Source organism: Planktothrix sp., from assembly GCF_046067725.1.
Taxonomy (GTDB): Bacteria; Cyanobacteriota; Cyanobacteriia; order Cyanobacteriales; family Microcoleaceae; genus Planktothrix.
Map to the genome: position 1 here is coordinate 1 of NZ_JBJUDF010000246.1, position 19,744 is coordinate 19,744.

Here is a 19,744-nt window from a genome sequence, read left to right on the forward strand (position 1 = left end):
GGGGATGAAACCAGCATGGCGGCTAACGTTTGTGGCCCAGCATTTAGATATTTAAAAGCCGGAATTCAACTGCATCATCGCGGTATTCATGGTTTATTTACGGCGGCTGAAATTATGCCTCAGTTTGTTCAATAAAACTAAATTCTAGTTCCAGAAACTGGGTTTTTGAAATTATCTTGATTTGTAATAATTAATCTCCAAGAGAAACCCGGTTTCTCCGATGTGTCTACCCAAGAAACCGGGTTTCTAAATTAATCTTGATTTCTAGCAATTAATCTCAAGGAGAAACCCGGTTTCTAAGATTCTAGTCTGGGCGGGTTCTATAAAAATCTTGATATCCCCCCTTTAACCTTCATTCTACCGCCCAACGATGCCTAGATATGAACGAGTTTTACTACTAATTATTTATACTTGTTTGACATCTTTAATTGTGGTGTTTACTCTTTGTTTAGGTTACGCTATGATTCACTTTACTTTGTTTGGTTCCTTTCGTTAAAAAATTTTAGGGGTGTGAGAGATCGCAACGTTTTAACTTCCCAGAAACCGGGTTTCTGAAATTATCTTGATTTTTAGTTATTAATCTCAAACAGAAACCCGGTTTCTAACATAGAGTCTCCCCAGAAACCGGGTTTCTAAAGTTATCTTGATTTCTAGTTATTAATCTCAAACAGAAACCCGGTTTCTAACATTTAGCTGTCTATTAATCCTAAATTTTTTAAAGCCTGAGTAGCGGCTTGCTTTTTTGCATCTCTCTTATTTTTAGCTTTTCCTTGACCATAAACATGACCATTAACTTGAACTCCCATAACAAAAACTTTATCATGATCATCTCCAAATTCTTGAATCACAATATAGTCAGGATTTTGTCTGTGTTTAATGATCGCCCACTCTTGAAAACGATTGATTGCATCAGGTAAAATTTTATAAGAGTTAGGCTCAATTTTGATTGTTCCTAATTGTTCTAACATCGGTTTTAACCATTCCCAAACCGCATCAATACCAGAATCTTTATAATAAGCTCCAATAACCGCTTCTAAGGTATTACTTAATAATGATGGATTTGTCCGACCTCCGGTTAATTCTTCTCCTTTCCCTAATTTCATCCATTTTCCTAAATTCAAATCCTGCGCTACTTTTGCTAACGCTTCATTACTAACAATTTTTTCTCGCTTCTGGGTCAATGTTCCTTCTTCTTCACCGAAATATTTTTCATACACATAATCTCCCGCTAAAAATTGTAAGACAGAATCCCCTAAAAATTCCAGTTGTTCATTATCTCCTTGTGTTTTATTTGGGTTTTCACGGAAATAAGTTCGATGGGTTAATGCGCGGAACAATAATTTAGGGTCTTGAAACGGAATAATCTCTAAAAGTTCTTTCAATTCCTCTCTAATTTTCTGATCTCCTTGAGAAATATTAGATTGAGTTGAATGAGATTTTTCTTGAATCAGAAGTTTTAAGACACTTTGTTTGTGTACATCAACCTGCTTTTCCTGTTGTTCAGCACCAATTTTAACCAGTAACCGATGGATACTATCTAACGCCCGAAAAGTGTCATCTGCTGAAAAGCAATTATTATGCGCCCATTTGTTTCGGACTTCAATCAATTCATTGACTAAACCTCTTTCGGGAGATAAGTATGTTTTGAAAACTTTATCCCATCGTTGATTAATAACACTTAATAATACAGAAACATCTTGAAGAATTTCTTCATCGCTGCGATTAGAATTGTTTTTATTAGAGATGCACTGTTTCACCTGAGAAAACCAAGCATTACCATAAACCAATCTCATTTTTTCTTCAACGTAAGGAGACAAAACTTGACTTAATAAAGTTAAGCATTGACCAATTCTTTCATTGTTGCTGAGTTTCATATTGACTTTATCCTTTTCCTCTAAACTGGATAACAACAAAAAAGCCACACCTATCAGTGCTGGAAAACAGCTTGATACTATAGGGTGAGTTAGCTTAGATTTTAACTACAACTCAACAATATTGGATTTCTGAAAAACTGATATTTTTTTGCTATCCCCAAATTTGATAAACTCGGACATGAGCGATCGCTATAATTCATGATGGAAAGTCAACCGAGGGAGATTGAACGTTTTCTCTGTGGTGGAGATAAAAGCACTCAACAAAAAGATATTGAACAAGCAAATGAAGGATAACCGAATAATCTATTAGTCTCCGAAACCGGGTTTCTGAATAAATATTGAGGGAATGCAATTAATTTCAGTTAGAAACCCGGTTTCTTCCGCATTCAGCAAGTTAATCATAGGGAATAGGGATATTGATTAAATGTGATGGGCATAGCCTCTCCTACTTGGGCGGATGTTGTTTTAACACCTGTTTTAAATAAATCCCGGTATAAGATTTAGAATTTTTAGCAATATCTTCTGGGGTTCCTTCTGCAATAATTTCACCGCCTTTATCTCCCCCTTCTAACCCTAAATCAATCACCCAATCTGCACACCGAATCACATCTAAATTATGTTCAATCACTAAAATTGAATTCCCTTTATCGACTAAACGTTGTAACACATTTAACAATTGATGCACATCATAAAACGATAAACCCGTTGTCGGTTCATCAATTAAATATAACGTTTTCCCCGTTGCGCGTTTCGATAATTCTGAAGCTAATTTCACCCGTTGTGCTTCTCCTCCTGATAACGTGGGTGCGGGTTGTCCTAAGCGAATATAACCTAAACCGACATCGACTAACGTTTGTAAACGACTCGCCGCCCTGGGGATATTTTCAAACACTTCTAAAGCAGTTTCTACAGGCATATTTAATACATCTGCAATGGAATATCCTTTATATTTCACCTGTAATGTTTCTCGATTATATCTCGCTCCTTTACACACTTCGCACTGAACATAAACATCCGGTAAAAAGTTCATTTCAATAATATTAACTCCCTGTCCGCCACAAGCTTCACAGCGTCCGCCTTTAACATTAAACGAAAATTGTCCCGCTTTATATCCTCTAGCTTTGGCTTCAATTGTTGCTGTAAACACCTCTCGAATAATATCAAAAACTCCAGTATAAGTGGCGGGATTAGATCTCGGAGTTCGACCAATAGGAGATTGATCAATTACAATCACTTTATCCAAAGCGTTTAACCCTTCTACTGTTTTTAAATCTTTAGGAAAGGGCACTTTTCGGGTAAAATGATGTTGTAATGCGGGATAAAGTAATTCATTCATTAACGTTGATTTTCCTGAACCCGAAACCCCTGTAATACTCACCAATTTTCCTAATGGAATTTCAACAGTAATGTTTCTTAAATTATTGCGACTAGCGTTCACTAACTTAATGCTTTTTCCATTCCCAATTCGGCGTTCTGCGGGAGTTTCAATTTTTTTCCGTCCTGAGAGATAAGCACCTGTTAAAGAAGGTTCTGATTTTAATAATATCTCTAACTTTCCTTGAGCTACAATTTCACCGCCATGCACCCCCGCCCCTGGCCCAATATCCACTAAATGATCCGCCGCCCGAATGGTTTCTTCATCATGTTCAACTACGATTAAAGTATTGCCTAAATCTCGTAATTTAATTAAGGTATTTAAAAGTTTAGTATTATCCCGTTGATGTAACCCAATACTCGGTTCATCTAAAACATACAAAACCCCCGTTAATCCGGCTCCAATTTGAGTGGCTAATCGAATTCGTTGGGCTTCTCCGCCTGATAACGTTGATGCGGTTCGAGCTAAGGTTAAATAATCTAATCCCACATCGAGTAAAAATTGTAATCTCGCTTTGATTTCTCGCAAGACTAACTCGGCAATTTTCGCCTGTCTTTCTGTTAGGTTTAACTGATTAATTCGGTCTAAACAGTCCCGAATCGAAACTTCTGTTAATTGATGAATGTGATATTGTCCAACACGCACCGCTAACGCTTCCGGTTTTAATCGTTTTCCTAGACAAACTTCGCAAGGTTGATCAATTAAATATTGTTCTAATTTCTGTTTTTGTAATTCCGAAGCGGTTTCTTGATATTGACGTTGTAATAACGGAATTACCCCGATATAAGGACGATAATATCCTTTATTTTCCCGATAGCGAGAATCGGTTTCTATTAAAATCGGTTCCTCTGAACCATAAAGGAGAATCTGTTGCTGTTCTTGAGTTAATTGATTCCAAGGAGTGGTAATTTCAAAATTAAACGCTTGACCCACACTATGTAAGAGGGATAAATAATAGGAATTATCCTTTTCTGACCAAGGCGCAATAGCTGTATAAACGGGTTGAGTTAAATCAGGAACAACTAACTCCGGGGAAAAGGTTTTCAGATGTCCTAAACCATGACAACTCGGACAAGCTCCAAAGGGAGAATTAAAAGAAAATAACCGAGGCGAAAGTTCTTCCATCACCGCCCCATGTTCAGGACAAGCAAAATTTTCAGAAAAAACCAGTTGTGATGGAATAGATGAAGCTTCTAAATTTTCGGTTTCTACTTCGTAAGAATTATCGCTATTTTCAGCAACTTTTTGATCTCCAGATCTTGCAATTTTTGAGCCAGTTGATATATACTTATTTTTAGCCCGCGACGCGGATACCTTGTCCGATGTATCATCTAATACCTCTATCACCGCAATTCCACTAGATTGCTTTAAGCAGGTACTCAAGGAATCCGCCAAACGTTCCTCTAGTCCTGGCTTTTTAATTAAGCGGTCAATGACGATTTCAATGGTATGGGTATAATTTTTATCTAACTCGATGTTTTCGGACAAGTCAAAAATCTCAGAATTGACCCTGACGCGAACAAATCCTTGAGACGCTAAACTGGACAAAAGTTTACGGTGTGTTCCCTTTTTCCCCCGCACCACAGGGGCGAGAATCATGAATTTAGTGCGGTCGGGGAGTTCCATAATCCGATCGCACATTTCATCAATCGTTTGGGGCGCAATATTGCGATCGCAAATCGGACAATGGGGTTCACCCGCACGACCAAACAGCAACCGCAGATAATCATAAATCTCCGTAACCGTCCCCACCGTAGACCGAGGGTTATGGGAAGTTGATTTCTGGTCAATGGAAATCGCCGGACTTAACCCTTCAATGGCATCGACATCGGGTTTATCCAGTTGTCCGAGAAATTGTCGCGCATAAGCACTCAGTGATTCCACGTAGCGGCGTTGACCTTCGGCGAAAATCGTATCAAAGGCTAAGGAAGATTTACCCGAACCGGAAACCCCTGTAAAAACAATTAAGCGATCGCGCGGTAATTCTAAATCAATATTTTTCAAATTATGTTGTTTCGCACCCCGAATGCGAATTCGGTTGGGGGTGTTGTTGGGATAGGGTAGGGGGTCAGAAAGTGATGTTGAGTTCACTGCATTTCCAGTCGTACAGTCCTTAATTATCTTAGCGTTATCGTAGATTTATTGAGGATGAGAATGTTGGGTTATGTTCAACAATTGAAGCTTAGGTCAGGTTCATGTTATTATAAAATATGACAAATTTAGAATATATAAGGAATAATGCTAAGGCGTGACAGAAGAATGGAACATCGAGTTTTACATCGAGTCTGATGGTAGTATACCAGTTCAAGATTTTCTGCAAGATCCGTCTTTAACACCAGGGGAACTAAAGCAATTACAACTGCGCCTAAAATTGTTGAAGAGTTATGGATTAAGATTATTAAGAGAAAGATCTGATATTTTAGATAAAATTGTCACCGAAACCAATTTATATGAATTACGATTAGATAATACACCCAATAATCCGCGAATTTTTATTTGTGCTTTTGTTGGAAGGCGTTTTGTCCTATTACATGGGTTTAAAAAGAAAAGTCGCAAAACACCTAAAGCGGAAATTTGTATTGCGGTTAGACGACGCGATCGCATCATTCAACAACAGGAGGGAAATTAATGACAGAAACCAATTCTAAAGATGTTCTCGCTTTTCTGGATACAATTATTCCTGATACTCCAGAAATGCAACTCATAGAAAGGCAGGAATTATTTAGATTAACGTTAACTCAAGTCATGCGAAATTTACGGAAAAACTTAGGGTTAACTCAAGGGGAATTAGCAGAAAAAATGGGAGTGACTCAAAGTTGGGTTTCTAAGTTAGAAAGTGCCAATAATGATCACGCTTTTGAGTCTGTGTTAGCTTATTTAGATGCGTTGGGTGCAGATTTCGAGGTCACGATTTTACTTAAGGGTAAAAAAGTAGCGGTTATTCCGGCGTTGTTGAGAATGACACCAGAAGAATTTGAAGCATCACTATCAACAGTATTAGATGTTTCTGAAGAATTAGAAAATAATTATCAAGATATTAATACGTTAAAAGAGGATAAAATTACCTGTAGGTTGAGTTAAATTAAATCAGCCTAATTATTTAGGTAAAAAAATACTATTATGAATCAAGGGAAAAGAAAGCGTTTAGAAGCTAAAGGTTGGAAGATGGAAAAATGACAATTATTGTTAATCAGGAGATTTGCCTTGTTCCCAGGTTTTACCTGAGAATATTTGCTAGTGACAATTTGGAAGAGTCACCATAATTATAAATATAATATCCCGCTTTCCTTTCTAAAACAGAACGAACATTAGATTGTTTAATATCTTCCCCTAACACATCCGATAACATCTTCCACAATTCCGCACCTATGTTTTTAACATTAGACTTACTGCGATTACAATTTTTAGCAATTTCTTCATATTTTAATCCTTGCCAAGTTCCTTAATGTTCTTGTACAATAAAACGCATCAGTTTTTTCATAAATCAAGCTGGAGGAAAAAGTTATGAAAAAATTAGGAATGGTTTTTGCCCTTTCCCTGTTAATGATTTTAATTGCTGTAAGTAATGTTTTACCTGTATGGGCTAGTCCATCCTTGAATCAAACGCCTAGTGTGTCCGTAAGCAATACATACACTTCCAACTCACAGAAGAATGAAATCAAGAAACATTTAATTGTCGAGAAGTTAGTTTGTCGATACATTAATGGTCAAAAGAGATGTTGGGATGAATAATTGAATAAATTATTACTGATGAATTATTTGATTTTTAATAGCAATCAATCTACACTATTCTTTTTATAAGTGTAGATTTTATATCTGTTTTCACCTTGTTCCCAGGCAGGAGCCTGGGAATATATTATAGAGGCGGAGCCTCTTGTTAAAGGTGGCAGAGCCATCTTAATATCATTTCTAGGTAGAACCTAGAAACGAGGGGAGGAGGAGAGTTTTAGGAGGCGATCGCTCATCATAATTATCATGATTCATTCAGAATTTGTGTTAATAAATCAGGGGAAATGCGAAAACCTGCTTGATTAATAAGCTGATCAATTACAGCCGGAAGTGAGTCAAGTTCACCTGCTTGTTTAGCACGAAGCAAAACTCCCAAGATCCCTGTAACTTTCAACCCTAAAGATTTTGCAACTTTTCGACCTTCACGTTCATCGATTAAAAGCCAATTTGCTTTAAGTTCAATTGCTAGAGCGATCGCTTCAGATTCTCCTTGATCTAAAGTTTGTTTCAAGAGTTGTGACAATGGCTGATTAGTGACTTCACGAATCTGAATCCATCCGGCTACAATTGCCTCACGAATTGCTTGAGAACCAGGTCGCTGTTCATCAAATTTTAACTCGTGAAGTACAGCATTGGGAATCAAAATTTGTCCAAATTGTTGATGCAGGAGAGTCAGTTGATCCACAATAGCCAAATTCAAAATTGGTGAAGTATTACTCACAACGTGCATAAGTCAAATCATCATCTAATTCTTCTTCAGTGTAGTGTCGGAAAACGCCACGACACCCCAATAATTGACCAAATTCATATTTATCCAGTTGAGCAAGTTCTCGTGCTTTACCAAAGGATAGGAGATCCTTTGCATAAAGAGCGATCGCTAATTCCTGCCGTAATTCTTGTTCAATACGCTGTTCAGGGAGACGAATGGCTTGCAGAATGGAATCAGAAATTGAAATTTGTAGTCCCATATTCGTTTAAGGTTTGCTAATCGTTTAATCTTGTTATAAACTTGAAACTACATTAATATTTTTTGAATATTGTTAACCTTTAGAGACTATTATAGCAATAAATAAAAGCGAGCACTCTTGTTCAAAGTCAGTTTTAAAAAAGCGATCGCAGATTTAAAATTAATAATGGGCGGTACAAGATTCGAACTTGTGGCCTCTTCCTTGTAAGGGAAGCACTCTACCGCTGAGTTAACCGCCCGATTCACACATTTACCTATTATAACATAAACTTTTAGAAGCACAACCCTATTGGCAATTTTTAATTTCCATCCCCCATGCCCTCTGGTCAAACCCACGACCGTATTACCCTTTGGAGCTTACCGTTGATTGCGGGTTTGACCTGGAGCCAAACTCGCAGCAGTCATTTAACTTTTCTGGTGACGGGAAGTTTCCTGTTTAGTGGATTAATGTTTGGGCCAGATTTAGATATTGATTCCCGACAGTTTCAACGTTGGGGACTATTGCGATGGTTCTGGGTTCCCTATCAAAATAGTTTACGTCATCGCTCCTTTTTATCTCATGGGCCGTTTATTGGTACGGCGTTGAGGATTCTTTATTTAGGAGGTGGTCTGGGTTTAATTGGACTTTTGGGATTACTAATGGCAGAATATTTAGGGCTGATTTCCTCAAATCCTTTAGAAATTGCTCAAAATAGTTTAAGTTCCCTCTCCCATTATTCCAGAGAATGTATTGCGGTTTATTTAGGATTAGAAATGGGAGCAATGAGCCATTCTTTTAGTGATTGGTCAAACTCATTTTATAAGGAATTTAGAAAATGGCTAAAAACCGGAGAAACTTCTCGCCCTACCCTAGAACCTGAAAAACCGAAAAAACGCAAACATTCAGTTTCTAAAACTGCTTCTGTGGAACTTCCCCCCACTAAACCCCAACGTTCAAAGCAAAATTCAACGACTGCTAAAAAATCTTCTCGTCGTTCTAAGAAATAATGTTTTTCACCCTTATTTTAGATCACAATAGAGGTATTTGTCATGAACAACCCTGAAAAGATGACTTTAACTCCTAACTTAATCGCCTTACAAAATTTAATCGATGTAGTTGCTAAATTGCGATCGCCAGAGGGGGGATGTCCTTGGGATTTAGAACAAACCCCAGAAACGTTAATTCCCTATATTCTTGAAGAAGCCTATGAAGTGGTTGATGCCATTCGTAGTGGTGATCAAAAGGCAATTGTAGATGAATTAGGGGATTTATTATTACAAGTAATTTTACAAGCTCAAATTGCCAGCGAAACTCAACAATTTTCAATAGCAGATGTCGCTAATAATATTACTGAAAAGTTAATTCGTCGTCATCCTCATGTTTTTGGTAACGTAGAAGTCAATAGTGTTGAAGAAGTTCGACAAAATTGGGAAGAAATTAAAGCCAATGAACAAGGGGAAACACCCGAAACCCAGACTTTCAGTTCTAAATTAAGCCGTTATGCTCGACAACTCCCCCCCCTAATGGCTGGAATGAAAATTTCTAAAAAAGCCGCCGCTATTGGGTTTGAATGGGATAATATTGAGGGGGTTTGGGATAAATTTGAGGAAGAAGTCGCCGAATTTAAAGAAGCGATTCAAGGAACGGATAAACAGCATCAACAGGCAGAATTAGGCGATATTTTATTTGTCTTAATTAATTTAGCTCGTTGGTATGATTTAGATCCCTATATGGGATTACACGAAACCAATCATCGCTTTATTCAACGGTTATCAAAACTTGAGGAATTTTGCGATCGCCCCTTCTCAGAATACAGTTTAGAAGAATTAGATGCCCTCTGGCAACAAGCCAAAGCTATTTTAGCCAAGAAATAATCCATTATCAATTGTAGGGGTGGGGTCTCCCCGCCTAGACTCCGTTATAGATTAGATAAAACTTTTTATTTATATAGAAAATTTTGTTTTTTAAAATAAGGTCAGGAAATTTTGATATTTTATTGATAATTCCTCTCAAATAGTTGACGAAATCATGGGGGTTCTGGTACACTTCATGAAAAGCCTTTCAAGGGATTAGTCTGTCTAAACGTCAAAATAGAGGCTGAAACCTTGATTATTTCGTAAAACATTAGGATTTTCTGACACAATTTGGCTTTGACAGAACACGAATTTTTCGAGGTTTGCCAGAAGCTTCAGATTCGCATCTTGACAAAATAAAGGTTTTATGCAGTGTCACCATTGATAACTCAACCGTTGAAATTACACCGGGTTTGGTGTTAGTCGCCCTACAGTTAGAAAGTTGAGCCATAGTATTGTTGAAGAGAGTCAATTTTTCAGTAATTTTGTAGCAACCGAGACAAAAGTATTTCCCATCAAGAATCCTCTTGCTTTCAGTTAGGGGGAATGTCAAGATGTAGAGTTGACAAAGAATCAGAAAAAGTCCGAATATGACCTCAACAAACTCGAAAACCTGGAGTCAACGGTTTGAAAAATCCCTGCATCCTGCCATTGCAGAGTTTAACGCTAGTATTGGGTTTGATATCCAACTGATTGAATATGATTTGACCGGATCAGTTGCTCATGCCAAAATGTTAGCGAAAACGGGAATTATTACCCCAGAAGAAGCCGAACAATTAGTGTCCGGTTTAGAACAAATTCGTCAAGAATATCGGGACGGAAATTTTAATCCGGGTGTTGATGCTGAGGATGTTCATTTTGCAGTTGAACGTCGTTTAACGGAATTAGTCGGAGATGTAGGAAAAAAACTCCATACCGCCCGATCTCGGAATGATCAAGTAGGAACGGATACCCGTTTATATTTGCGAGATCAAATCCAACAAATTCGTCAACAATTAGTTAATTTTCAACGAGTATTATTAGATTTAGCCGAAACAAATGTTGAAACCTTTATTCCCGGTTATACCCATCTGCAACGAGCCCAACCTCTGAGTTTAGCCCATCATTTATTAGCGTATGTGGAAATGGCAAATCGAGATTGGGAACGCTTAGGAGATGTGTATAAACGAGTCGATATTTGTCCGTTGGGAAGCGGCGCGTTAGCGGGAACCACTTTTCCGATTGATCGCCATTATAGTGCAGAATTATTGGGGTTTGGGCAGGTTTATGCTAATAGTTTAGATGGAGTTAGTGATCGAGATTGGGCGATTGAATTTTTATCGGCTGCGAGTTTAATTATGGTACATTTAAGCCGATTAGCAGAAGAAATTACCCTTTGGGCTTCTCAGGAATTTAGTTTTGTGACTTTGACTGATAGCTGTTCAACGGGTTCTAGTATTATGCCGCAAAAGAAAAACCCAGATATTCCTGAATTAGTCCGAGGAAAAACCGGGCGGGTGTTTGGTCATTTGCAAGGATTGTTAGTGATTATGAAAGGATTACCGTTAGCTTATAATAAAGACTTGCAAGAAGATAAAGAAGCTCTATTTGATGCAGTAAAAACGGTGAAAGGCAGTTTAGAATCAATGACCATTTTAATGGAAGAAGGGATAGAATTTCGCACCAACCGTTTAGCTGAAGCCGTGGCGGAAGATTTCTCCAATGCAACGGATGTGGCGGATTATTTAGCCGCACGAGGAATTCCCTTCCGAGAAGCTTATAATTTAGTCGGAAAAGTGGTCAGAACTTGTTTAGAAGCGGGGAAATTACTTAAAGAGTTAACCTTAGCAGAATGGCAAGAATTACATCCTCAATTTGAAGCAGATATTTATGAAGCGATCGCACCTCGTCAAGTCGTTTCTGCTCGAAATAGTTATGGCGGAACTGGGTTTAATCAGGTGAAACAAGCGTTAGAAAATGCCCGCCAACGGTTGAATCATTGTTAAAGATTGGGGAATTGGGAATTGGGAATGGGTTTGTTCTGAGTTTCGACAGGGGCTCAAGGGTTGAGCATGACAGGAATTAGCGATCGCCATTAATAATACATAAAATAATAATGTTGTCAAGTCCGGTTAAGGCTGTTAAAACCGTCCTTTAGACTGGTATAATTAAATTCAGGATTTCGCTACAGTGAAAAAAAACATTAAATTTAGGTTAATCTTATGTCAAGTTCAATTAATCCTCCAGAATCAGAAACACAAGTTTCTCAAGTTCCCGCCAGACTTTTATTAGTAGACGATGAACCGGGACTGCGAGAAGCGGTACAAGCTTATTTAGAAGATAGTAACTTTACCGTTGATGCGGCGAGTAATGCGAAACAAGGCTGGGAATTGTTACAACAAAATCTTCCTGATTTAGTAATTACAGATATTATGATGCCAGGAGTAGATGGCTATCAATTTTTACAACAAATGCGGGAAGATCCCCGTTTTAAAGCCTTACCCGTTGTTTTTCTAACCGCTAAAGGCATGAAAAGCGATCGCATTCAAGGATATCAAGCCGGATGTGATGCCTATTTATCAAAACCTTTTGACCCAGAAGAATTAGTTGTTATTGTCAAAAATTTATTAGCAAGACAAGCCGCTTTGCGGAGTAGTACCGGGGATGGAAACCCAGATATTGCTACCTTAGCGGGTCAAATTGCTCGAATTGAAAATATGTTAAAAGGGAAAAGTGGAATTAATCAAACTCCCGCGCCGATTAAAATTGATTTAACGCCGCGTGAACAAAGTGTTTTAGATTTAGTCGCCAAGGGATTAATGAATAAAGAAATAGCCCGTAACTTAGAAACCAGTGTTCGTAATGTTGAGAAATATGTCAGTCGCTTATTTACCAAAACCGGAACGAATAGCCGAACCGAGTTAGTCCGTTACGCGCTCGAACATGGGTTAACGCAATAGAGAATATTTAAGAAAGGTTACATAAACTAACAATTTATAAGCATCTGGTTTCAAGAGTGCTGGGTATCTGTTACTCTAAGGGAGTAGAGCTTATCATTTTTACCTATGATGAAAGTTTCTAAGTCCTCCAACCAGCCCGAAGAACAATCCATTGGGATGACTGTTCTGTTTTTTCTTTTAATGATCGGAATTATTGCAATGATGATGCTCAAAGGTGGAGTTTAAGACTCAATCTAGGGAAGGAGAAATCTTAGTCTTAATGAGCAGAAATACTCGGTTATATATTCTGCTACTGTTGGCTCAAGTCCTTCTGTTTTCAAGTTGTTTAACCCATAGGGTTCTATCAAGGTTTTGATGAACCCTATTGTACCTGTTCATAATTCCTCAGTCATCATTTCCTATCCACGATTCTGATTTTAACCGATGGGGTTTTTAATCTGTTCAATGACAGCAATTAATTCAGAAGGATGAGCAATTAAAGCATCAGGGTGGTGTTGCAGCAAAATCTCGGCTGAATTGTATCCCCAACTAACAGCAATACTTTTAATTTTAGCTTGTTTAGCAGCATTAATGTCTCTCGTTTCATCCCCAATATAAATCACTTGCTGGGGTTCTATATTTTCTTGATTTAATAGCTGATTAATAATTTTATGCTTTCCAAATAAGCTGATTCCCGAATAAACGTTCTTAAAACTATTGACTAAATTATAACGAGATAAAATCGTAATCACGTTAATTTTAGAGTTAGAGGTAATAATATACAGAGTATAGTTTTTCTTTTGTAATTGTTGAATAATTTCAGGAATTGTAGGGAATAAATGAATCAGTTGTAAATCCTGGTTTAATTCAGAAATCACTCGCTTGAGTAAAAAAGGCAATTTAAATAAAGAAATTCCAGATTGTTGAATAATCTGCCAAGAGCTTAAATTTTGAATTTGACTCAAGGTTTCAGGGTTAGTCGGTAAATAACCAAACTCCCCAGATAAGCGATTGGTAATTCTAACCACTGCGTCTAAGGTATCCGCTAAGGTTCCGTCAAAGTCAAAAATAATAATTTGATTCATAGATTCAGGGTTTTAGCCAAGGTGGGGAAGTGTCAAACTCAAAATTAGATGAATAGACTCGTTCAAGTATAATCTGAATAAATCTATTCAACCAAAGATTAATATTCCTATGATTATATTTACCAGTTACGTCAGAACCTCAAAAGGAACTCACCCACTCGTGAACTTCTAAATTGAGATTCTGTTGTTGATCAAAGTGTTCAAAACCAACCCTTGATATCTAGGGATTTTGTGAAATCTTTAAATAAAAGCTCCTATCTATAAAAGTTGTGTAAAACTTTCACTAATTTCTCAGATATAGAGGTGACAGTGCCAGAAGGTTTGCTATTGTAGTAATAACAGCTTGTATGAATTACTCTGGTTGCTAAGATGTCACCTTTGGAGGGAGACTCCCAGAGCAACCGAGTTAAGAGTTCAGGGTAACAGTAACCAGTAGGACATTCACACACAGGAGTTCTAATGAAAACTAGATTCTTCACCACTTTAATCTCAACTTTAGCTTTAACAGGTGTCTACGCTACATCGGCTCAAGCCTTCAGTTTTAAAACCAACTACACCACAAACGATTCCAAAACTTGGAAAGGCGATATTACATTAAACTCTGTTGAATTTGGTGGTAAAACCTATAATAATTTCTCCCTGGTTCAAGGTGTTGAGATGATCTCCAATGACCTCTGGACAGGTGGTAATAGCGGGGCTGGCAGTAGTGACAAAGGAGATAACGCATCAGGAATTGCTAAAGAAAATCCCACAGAGGAAAACTTAGCAACTTCCCTGGGAAATCTGAACTTGAGCAATATTGTGGATACAGAAGACAATGGCAGTTTCACCCTGAACTTGCTCTTTGACAAAGCCATGAATAATCTACTATTCTGGGAACGGGGAATGAACAGTAAACTGCAAGTTCAAGCTTTGGATCAAGGCGGTAATCTAATTGGAAATTCCGTTCTATTAGGTTCTGGTTCTAGCACCTGGGGTAAAGCCGGTTATAAACTCGATACCACAGAAATTACTGGATCTCAAAATGTGGGATCTTTAGGTGTCAGCTTAGCTGATTTAGGACTGGGGAATACAAAGTCTATTAGTGGTATCCAATTAGTCAGCCAATCTGGTTTCAATGGCCCTGACTTTAAAGTCGTCGGTACATCTGTTCCTGAACCCGCAACGGTTGTCGGTTTAGGTTTAGTCGCTGCTGCTTTAGCCTTCTCTGGTCGCAAAAAAGCGGACTAAGACAGATTGACTGACGGGGGCACCAGAGAGTGTGCGTGGCAAACTGAATCAACTTCATAGCTCTGTTGCTCCTCTGAAAAAAAAGACATTTTATGAGATTAGCTTCTTATTAATTGTTAAGCTAATTCTGTCAAAATTTTCACTCCAGCTATCCATAAAAGCCCATATTAGCCTATCTAAAAGTGGCTTTGCCAATGTAATAAGCTGCGTAGCAGCTTATTACATTTTGTTGTGCGGAATTTGGGTTCCAGAAACTAGGCTTTTAGAAATTCTTGAGCAGATCAACTTCAGAAATCAACCCAAGTTCTAGGAAGCAACTGGGGCACGTTCAGGAACAATAAAGGTTTGATCCCCGGATAATTCAAACACTTCATGAACCGCTTTTAACGCTTCTACCCCTTGGCTTTCATCGACTAAACAGCTAATTTTAATTTCAGAGGTTGCAATCATTAAAATATTAATATTGCGGTTGGCTAAGGCTTCAAACATTTTAGCGGCAACCCCTGGATGATGAATCATTCCTGAACCCACCACACTCACTTTAGCAATGGATTGATTGACGATAATTTCACCATAACCTAATTCAGATGCGGCTTGTGTTAAAATTCTTTCGGCTTCATCAGCATCTCCTTGGGCGACGGTAAACGCAATATCCCGTGCTAAGATTCCGTTGACTTGATGACAGCGTTGGGATTGAATAATCATATCCACGCTAATATTATGATCGGCTAAAATGGAGAAGATTTTGGCTGCCATCCCTGGACGATCTGGAATATGACGAATCGCTAAACGAGCTTGTTTAACATCTAATGCCACTCCTCGAACGGGAGGTAAACTGGGATCAATAGGCGGTTTTTCTAGCTCAAAATGAGTTGCAATTTTACAATCAGAACTCATTTCAAATGATTGACATAAAGCAGTAACTGCTTGTTGACAATCTTCGGCTGCAATCACACAACTGACTTTGACTTCCGAAGTGGAAATCATCTGAATATTAACTCCCGCTTCTGCTAAAGTATTAAACATTTGAGAGGCAACTTTCGGACGACCAATCATTCCCGCCCCGACAATACTCACTTTAGCAATAGGGGTATCATCTCCAGTGACTTCAGCATCTGCAATATCTGAAGCATTCGATGTTCCTAAAGCGGGTAATAAAGCATCAGCAACGGCGATCGCTTTGTTAAAATAATTGCGTTCTACCGTAAAGGTAATATCATTACTATTACCTTCATGAATCGATTGAATAATTAAATCAACATCTAAATTTTGTACTGCAATTCCGCCGAATAATTTTGCTGCAATTCCAGGGCGATCAGGTACTCTTAATAAGGAAACTGCGGCTTGATTCGTATCAAATTCAACTCCATCTACTGGACGAGCTAATTCTAATCCTTCTAAGGGTCGAGGTTGAGGTTTGGGGGCGATCACTTTGGTTCCGGGGTCATCTGTCCAACTGGAACGAACCACTAAAGAAACGCCATAATTTCGAGCAATTTCTACCGCGCGGGGATGTAAAACTTTTGCCCCTAAACTGGCGAGTTCTAACATCTCATCACAGGTAATTTCTGTCATTAATTGAGCATTGGGAACTAAGCGAGGATCGGTGGTTAAAATCCCTGGAACATCGGTATAAATTTCACACAAATCGGCTTTTAAAGCCGCTGCTAATGCTACCGCCGAGGTATCCGAACCGCCTCTTCCTAAGGTTGTAATTTCTAAATCATCTTGACTACTAACTCCTTGAAATCCGGCGACAACCACTACTTCTCCTTGATTTAAGTGGCGTTCCATTCGTTGAGTTTCAATACTTAAAATTCGGGCGCGGGTATGTTCTGCTTCGGTGACAATTCCGACTTGAGCACCTGTTAAAGAAATTGCAGGTTGTCCTAATTCCTGCAATGCCATACTTAATAAAGCAATACTGATTTGTTCTCCCGTTGAGAGTAACATATCCATTTCTCTTCGGTTGGGAGTTGCAGAAATTTGTTGTGCTAAACCGACTAATTGATCTGTGGTTTTTCCCATTGCAGAAACAACGACAACCACTTGATGATCTTGGGCTGTTTTTAACACCCGTTGAGCAACGGATTGAATGCGTTCAACGGAACCGACAGAACTACCACCGTATTTTTGAACAATCAGCATATTAACTTCAGAATGGGCAATCAGGAATCAACAATTAACTTGACACTCCCACCCCTACGCTACGCGCTTAGGGTGGGATTCTCGTATCTAGTCCAGTCAAACAAAGACAATTGAATGTACTCTTGTTTAACCGTATTCACCGAGTTCAGGGGTGTGCCAAGCCCCCCATGATTTAAACCGGATGAATCCATTACAGAAGCATCTATCTGTAGGCTTAAATCACACGCGAAACCATCCCATTGAGATAGGTTTCGTGCAGCATTCAAATCAGAGTTATGGTAGTGACCATTAGGGCAATTAAAATCATGCCGATTTCTCTTACCAAGAACACCACAAGTTGAACAAGATTTAGAAGTATATGGTGCAGGTCTTTTAATTAATTTCAATCCTTTCAGAGCTAACTTATCATTAAGTTTTTGTTCCAAAGAATAATAAGACCAATTATGTCGAGATTCACCGGAATCAGAGCGAGATTTCTTACTCTGTTTCATCGTGTTTCGACACCCTTCTAAATCCTCAATAACAACATCAGCATTATGGTATTGGGCAAAACGAACAATTCGACGACTGACAGTATGGTTAACAGCATCCATCCATCGTCGCTCTTTTTTGTTCCATTTCTTTAAAGCTCGAAACTTCTTAGCTTCTTGAAGTTGTTGTCTTCTTTGTTGAAAATAACGTCTTCGATGTTTAACGCTGTGACCTTTAAAGAACTTGCCAAAACCTTCTTTTGGTGAAACTACCGCTAAATTATTCTGCCCTCGGTCACATCCTAATCTTTTCTCCGTCTTAACTTCTGGAACATCCTCAGTAATTGACAGATAGGCATACCACTTATTTCGATGTTTAATTAATTTAAAAGAACCCCCTTGAATTGTTCCCCTCAGTAGTCCATCTAAAACAGATTGCCAATGAGGAGATGCAACTTCAATGGGGATTCTTTTTTCACCTTTTAGGGTTGGGAAACTCATTGAATAGGTATTCCCTTTTTGGGTTAGCTTCCAATTTTGATTGTTAACTTCTACCGGAAGAACTTTATATTGTTTGGTTTGATGACCTGTGGGTGATGTAGTATGTCGGATTACTTGATTAACCAGGGCAGATTTTAACTCGGACATAATTTTAGCTGTTGTCATTTTACGCCGTTCTTTAATTGGCAATGACAACAACTTGTTAGCAATTCGCGTGTTTTCTTGCGTCATCAGCTCAAACATTTGAGCTTTACAATGGTTGAGATTCACGAATTTTAATTTAATCGTCCGAGTTACTTTAATCATGTTAATCATGATAACATAGGGTTCTTCACTCCGCCTAAAGGCGGGTATTCTACATCCCACGCTTGAAAGATCTGGGCTTTGAATACGGTTATTGTAAAATTTAAGCAGATTAACCTAATTTAAGATAGGCATGAATCAGCCTATTGTATTTTACAGGAAAAGACGACAAAATTATCCTTAAGTTTCCAGAACATTATTTAAGCAATGGTGACAGGGAGGGAAAAAGTAAAGGTTATTGTTCGTGATAGTATAGCAGAGAGAGATGAAATCCCAATCATTTGCTCCAGTCCGTTGCTGAATGTTAATATTTTTTACAGAATTTCTTGCCTCTCGCCAGTATTCTTCCCAAAATCTATTGAGATTTGGGGCTTTATTCTCCTTAATTCTATTTTTAGCTGGGCAGATGATCTCACTTCCTTCTCAACTTCAACTGCTGAGTGATCCGTTTTTGCAATTACCAACGGAAACTTCAGTTCGTGTGGTTTGGTTTACCGAGTTTGCCGGTTCTCAACATTTTGTAAAGTATGGTCAAAATTTTAATCAAATTGTATTTGCGAGTACAACTCAACTGACTCGAACACGGGAAGATCAAAATTCTAAAGTTGGGGAACAACGGGAAAAAGGAAGCATTTATCAACAACCCACACCCCGCAAGATTTGGCGGCATGAAGCCGAAGTTACGGGTTTAATTCCTGGGGTTAAACTTCCTTATTTTGTTACCAGTATTAGCGAAAATAACCAAACAATTGAAAGTGATCGGTTTATATTATCTCCTCAACCTAAACCGGAAACAGGTGTTAAAATTCTATTAACTTCTGATCATCAATTGATGCCAATGACGGCAGCTAATTTACAAAAGGTTGCAGAAACAATTCCACAGTTAGATGGGATTTTTTTCGCGGGAGATTTAGTTAATGTTCCTGATCGAGCATCAGAATGGTTTGATGATCTTCGCGGGAATAGTTTTTTTCCTAGTTTACAAGGTAAAGCCAACTATACGTTAGAAAAAAATAAAGTTAAAACGGTTTATAAAGGGGCTAATTTAATTCAAAATATGCCTTTATTTTCAGCTATTGGAAATCATGAATTGATGGGTATTTTTTCTGAAGAATTAAGTTTAACTCAGCAGTTTCATGATCCCTATCCTCGATTTTTGGCTGAGATTTTATATCAAAAGGAAGAAGAAAACGTTAATCCTCAAAAGGATGCAAAAATTAAAGAACTGTGGATCAAAAATCGAACTTTTAATGCGGATACTTATCAAGAAATTTTTACCTTACCGAATGGGGATAAAAATTATTATGCTTT

Annotated in this window: 16 protein-coding genes, 1 tRNA gene and 2 pseudogenes; 10 read left to right on the top strand and 9 right to left on the bottom strand. The window is 38.1% G+C overall.

Going from position 1 to position 19,744, the window contains the following annotated elements:
* A pseudogene (locus tag ACKPEB_RS15250) lies at positions 1-135 on the top strand (saccharopine dehydrogenase-like oxidoreductase); the annotation flags it as partial.
* A gap of 554 nt (positions 136-689) precedes the next feature.
* Here the strand turns inward: ACKPEB_RS15250 and rnc are convergent.
* Complete coding sequence (gene rnc / locus ACKPEB_RS15255; protein ID WP_408965784.1) at positions 690-1,874, bottom strand: ribonuclease III; 1,185 nt, start codon at positions 1,872-1,874, stop codon at positions 690-692.
* A 445-nt stretch (positions 1,875-2,319) separates the two neighbouring features.
* Complete coding sequence (gene uvrA, locus ACKPEB_RS15260) at positions 2,320-5,340, bottom strand: excinuclease ABC subunit UvrA (protein WP_408965785.1); 3,021 nt, start codon at positions 5,338-5,340, stop codon at positions 2,320-2,322.
* A gap of 157 nt (positions 5,341-5,497) precedes the next feature.
* Here uvrA and ACKPEB_RS15265 point away from each other — a divergent pair, with 157 nt between their 5' ends.
* From ACKPEB_RS15265 to ACKPEB_RS15275, 3 genes are all read left to right on the top strand, one after another.
* Complete coding sequence (locus tag ACKPEB_RS15265; protein WP_408965786.1) at positions 5,498-5,878, top strand: type II toxin-antitoxin system RelE/ParE family toxin; 381 nt, start codon at positions 5,498-5,500, stop codon at positions 5,876-5,878.
* Entirely contained in the window at positions 5,878-6,330 is a 453-nt protein-coding gene (locus tag ACKPEB_RS15270) for a helix-turn-helix domain-containing protein (protein ID WP_408965787.1), read from the top strand. Before ACKPEB_RS15265 ends, ACKPEB_RS15270 begins: the two co-directional genes overlap by 1 nt.
* A 423-nt stretch (positions 6,331-6,753) precedes the next feature.
* Positions 6,754-6,981, top strand: a complete 228-nt coding sequence (locus ACKPEB_RS15275) for a hypothetical protein (RefSeq protein WP_408965788.1) — start codon at positions 6,754-6,756, stop codon at positions 6,979-6,981.
* A 241-nt stretch (positions 6,982-7,222) separates the two neighbouring features.
* Here the strand turns inward: ACKPEB_RS15275 and ACKPEB_RS15280 are convergent, their stop codons facing one another.
* The 3 genes from ACKPEB_RS15280 to ACKPEB_RS15290 all read right to left on the bottom strand — a co-directional run bounded on the left by ACKPEB_RS15280 (position 7,223) and on the right by ACKPEB_RS15290 (position 8,184).
* Positions 7,223-7,708 (bottom strand): DUF3368 domain-containing protein, encoded by a 486-nt coding sequence (locus tag ACKPEB_RS15280; RefSeq protein ID WP_408965789.1) that lies wholly within the window; start codon positions 7,706-7,708, stop codon positions 7,223-7,225.
* Entirely contained in the window at positions 7,692-7,946 is a 255-nt protein-coding gene (locus ACKPEB_RS15285) for a UPF0175 family protein (RefSeq protein WP_408965790.1), read from the bottom strand. The genes ACKPEB_RS15280 and ACKPEB_RS15285 overlap by 17 nt, the downstream gene beginning before the upstream one ends.
* A 166-nt stretch (positions 7,947-8,112) precedes the next feature.
* Positions 8,113-8,184: transfer RNA gene (locus ACKPEB_RS15290), tRNA-Val, on the bottom strand.
* A gap of 76 nt (positions 8,185-8,260) precedes the next feature.
* On the opposite strand from ACKPEB_RS15290, the gene ACKPEB_RS15295 reads away from it, so the two are divergent.
* The 3 genes from ACKPEB_RS15295 (at position 8,261) to argH (ending at position 11,763) form a co-directional block, all read left to right on the top strand.
* Positions 8,261-8,932, top strand: coding sequence for a metal-binding protein (locus tag ACKPEB_RS15295; RefSeq protein WP_408965791.1), 672 nt, complete (start codon positions 8,261-8,263; stop codon positions 8,930-8,932).
* 42 nt (positions 8,933-8,974) lie between these two features.
* Positions 8,975-9,799 (top strand): nucleoside triphosphate pyrophosphohydrolase, encoded by an 825-nt coding sequence (gene mazG, locus ACKPEB_RS15300; protein WP_408965792.1) that lies wholly within the window; start codon positions 8,975-8,977, stop codon positions 9,797-9,799.
* Positions 9,800-10,368: 569 nt separating this feature from the next.
* Positions 10,369-11,763: an argininosuccinate lyase gene (gene argH, locus ACKPEB_RS15305; RefSeq protein WP_408965794.1), complete on the top strand. Its 1,395-nt coding sequence runs from the start codon at positions 10,369-10,371 to the stop codon at positions 11,761-11,763.
* Here argH and ACKPEB_RS15310 read toward each other — a convergent pair.
* Positions 11,728-11,883, bottom strand: coding sequence for a hypothetical protein (locus ACKPEB_RS15310; protein ID WP_408965795.1), 156 nt, complete (start codon positions 11,881-11,883; stop codon positions 11,728-11,730). The two genes, argH and ACKPEB_RS15310, sit on opposite strands and share 36 nt — an antisense overlap.
* 96 nt (positions 11,884-11,979) lie before the next feature.
* On the opposite strand from ACKPEB_RS15310, the gene ACKPEB_RS15315 reads away from it, so the two are divergent.
* Positions 11,980-12,717, top strand: coding sequence for a response regulator (locus tag ACKPEB_RS15315; RefSeq protein ID WP_408965796.1), 738 nt, complete (start codon positions 11,980-11,982; stop codon positions 12,715-12,717).
* Between the two features lie 416 nt (positions 12,718-13,133).
* Here ACKPEB_RS15315 and ACKPEB_RS15320 read toward each other — a convergent pair whose 3' ends face one another.
* Positions 13,134-13,781: an HAD-IA family hydrolase gene (locus tag ACKPEB_RS15320; RefSeq protein WP_408965797.1), complete on the bottom strand. Its 648-nt coding sequence runs from the start codon at positions 13,779-13,781 to the stop codon at positions 13,134-13,136.
* A gap of 459 nt (positions 13,782-14,240) precedes the next feature.
* Between ACKPEB_RS15320 and ACKPEB_RS15325 the strand changes: the two genes are divergently transcribed.
* The gene (locus ACKPEB_RS15325) at positions 14,241-15,011 is read left to right on the top strand and encodes an exosortase-dependent surface protein XDP2 (protein ID WP_408965798.1); all 771 of its coding nucleotides are present in this window, start codon (positions 14,241-14,243) and stop codon (positions 15,009-15,011) included.
* Positions 15,012-15,317: 306 nt separating this feature from the next.
* On the opposite strand, the gene ACKPEB_RS15330 is transcribed toward ACKPEB_RS15325, so the two are convergent.
* Both ACKPEB_RS15330 and ACKPEB_RS15335 read right to left on the bottom strand, forming a co-directional pair.
* Complete coding sequence (locus ACKPEB_RS15330) at positions 15,318-17,159, bottom strand: aspartate kinase (RefSeq protein WP_408965799.1); 1,842 nt, start codon at positions 17,157-17,159, stop codon at positions 15,318-15,320.
* Between the two features lie 59 nt (positions 17,160-17,218).
* Positions 17,219-18,400 (bottom strand): RNA-guided endonuclease TnpB family protein, encoded by a 1,182-nt coding sequence (locus ACKPEB_RS15335; protein ID WP_408967611.1) that lies wholly within the window; start codon positions 18,398-18,400, stop codon positions 17,219-17,221.
* 439 nt (positions 18,401-18,839) lie between these two features.
* Here ACKPEB_RS15335 and ACKPEB_RS15340 point away from each other — a divergent pair.
* Positions 18,840-19,744 (top strand): annotated as a pseudogene (locus ACKPEB_RS15340) (metallophosphoesterase); the annotation flags it as partial.

Coding starts and splice junctions, on each gene's coding strand:
- rnc (WP_408965784.1), bottom strand. CDS start 1,874: ATGAAACTCAGCAACAATGAAAGAATTGGTCAATGCTTAACTTTATTA.
- ACKPEB_RS15270 (WP_408965787.1), top strand. CDS start 5,878: ATGACAGAAACCAATTCTAAAGATGTTCTCGCTTTTCTGGATACAATT.
- ACKPEB_RS15275 (WP_408965788.1), top strand. CDS start 6,754: ATGAAAAAATTAGGAATGGTTTTTGCCCTTTCCCTGTTAATGATTTTA.
- ACKPEB_RS15280 (WP_408965789.1), bottom strand. CDS start 7,708: ATGCACGTTGTGAGTAATACTTCACCAATTTTGAATTTGGCTATTGTG.
- ACKPEB_RS15285 (WP_408965790.1), bottom strand. CDS start 7,946: ATGGGACTACAAATTTCAATTTCTGATTCCATTCTGCAAGCCATTCGT.
- ACKPEB_RS15295 (WP_408965791.1), top strand. CDS start 8,261: ATGCCCTCTGGTCAAACCCACGACCGTATTACCCTTTGGAGCTTACCG.
- mazG (WP_408965792.1), top strand. CDS start 8,975: ATGAACAACCCTGAAAAGATGACTTTAACTCCTAACTTAATCGCCTTA.
- argH (WP_408965794.1), top strand. CDS start 10,369: ATGACCTCAACAAACTCGAAAACCTGGAGTCAACGGTTTGAAAAATCC.
- ACKPEB_RS15315 (WP_408965796.1), top strand. CDS start 11,980: ATGTCAAGTTCAATTAATCCTCCAGAATCAGAAACACAAGTTTCTCAA.
- ACKPEB_RS15320 (WP_408965797.1), bottom strand. CDS start 13,781: ATGAATCAAATTATTATTTTTGACTTTGACGGAACCTTAGCGGATACC.
- ACKPEB_RS15325 (WP_408965798.1), top strand. CDS start 14,241: ATGAAAACTAGATTCTTCACCACTTTAATCTCAACTTTAGCTTTAACA.
- ACKPEB_RS15330 (WP_408965799.1), bottom strand. CDS start 17,159: ATGCTGATTGTTCAAAAATACGGTGGTAGTTCTGTCGGTTCCGTTGAA.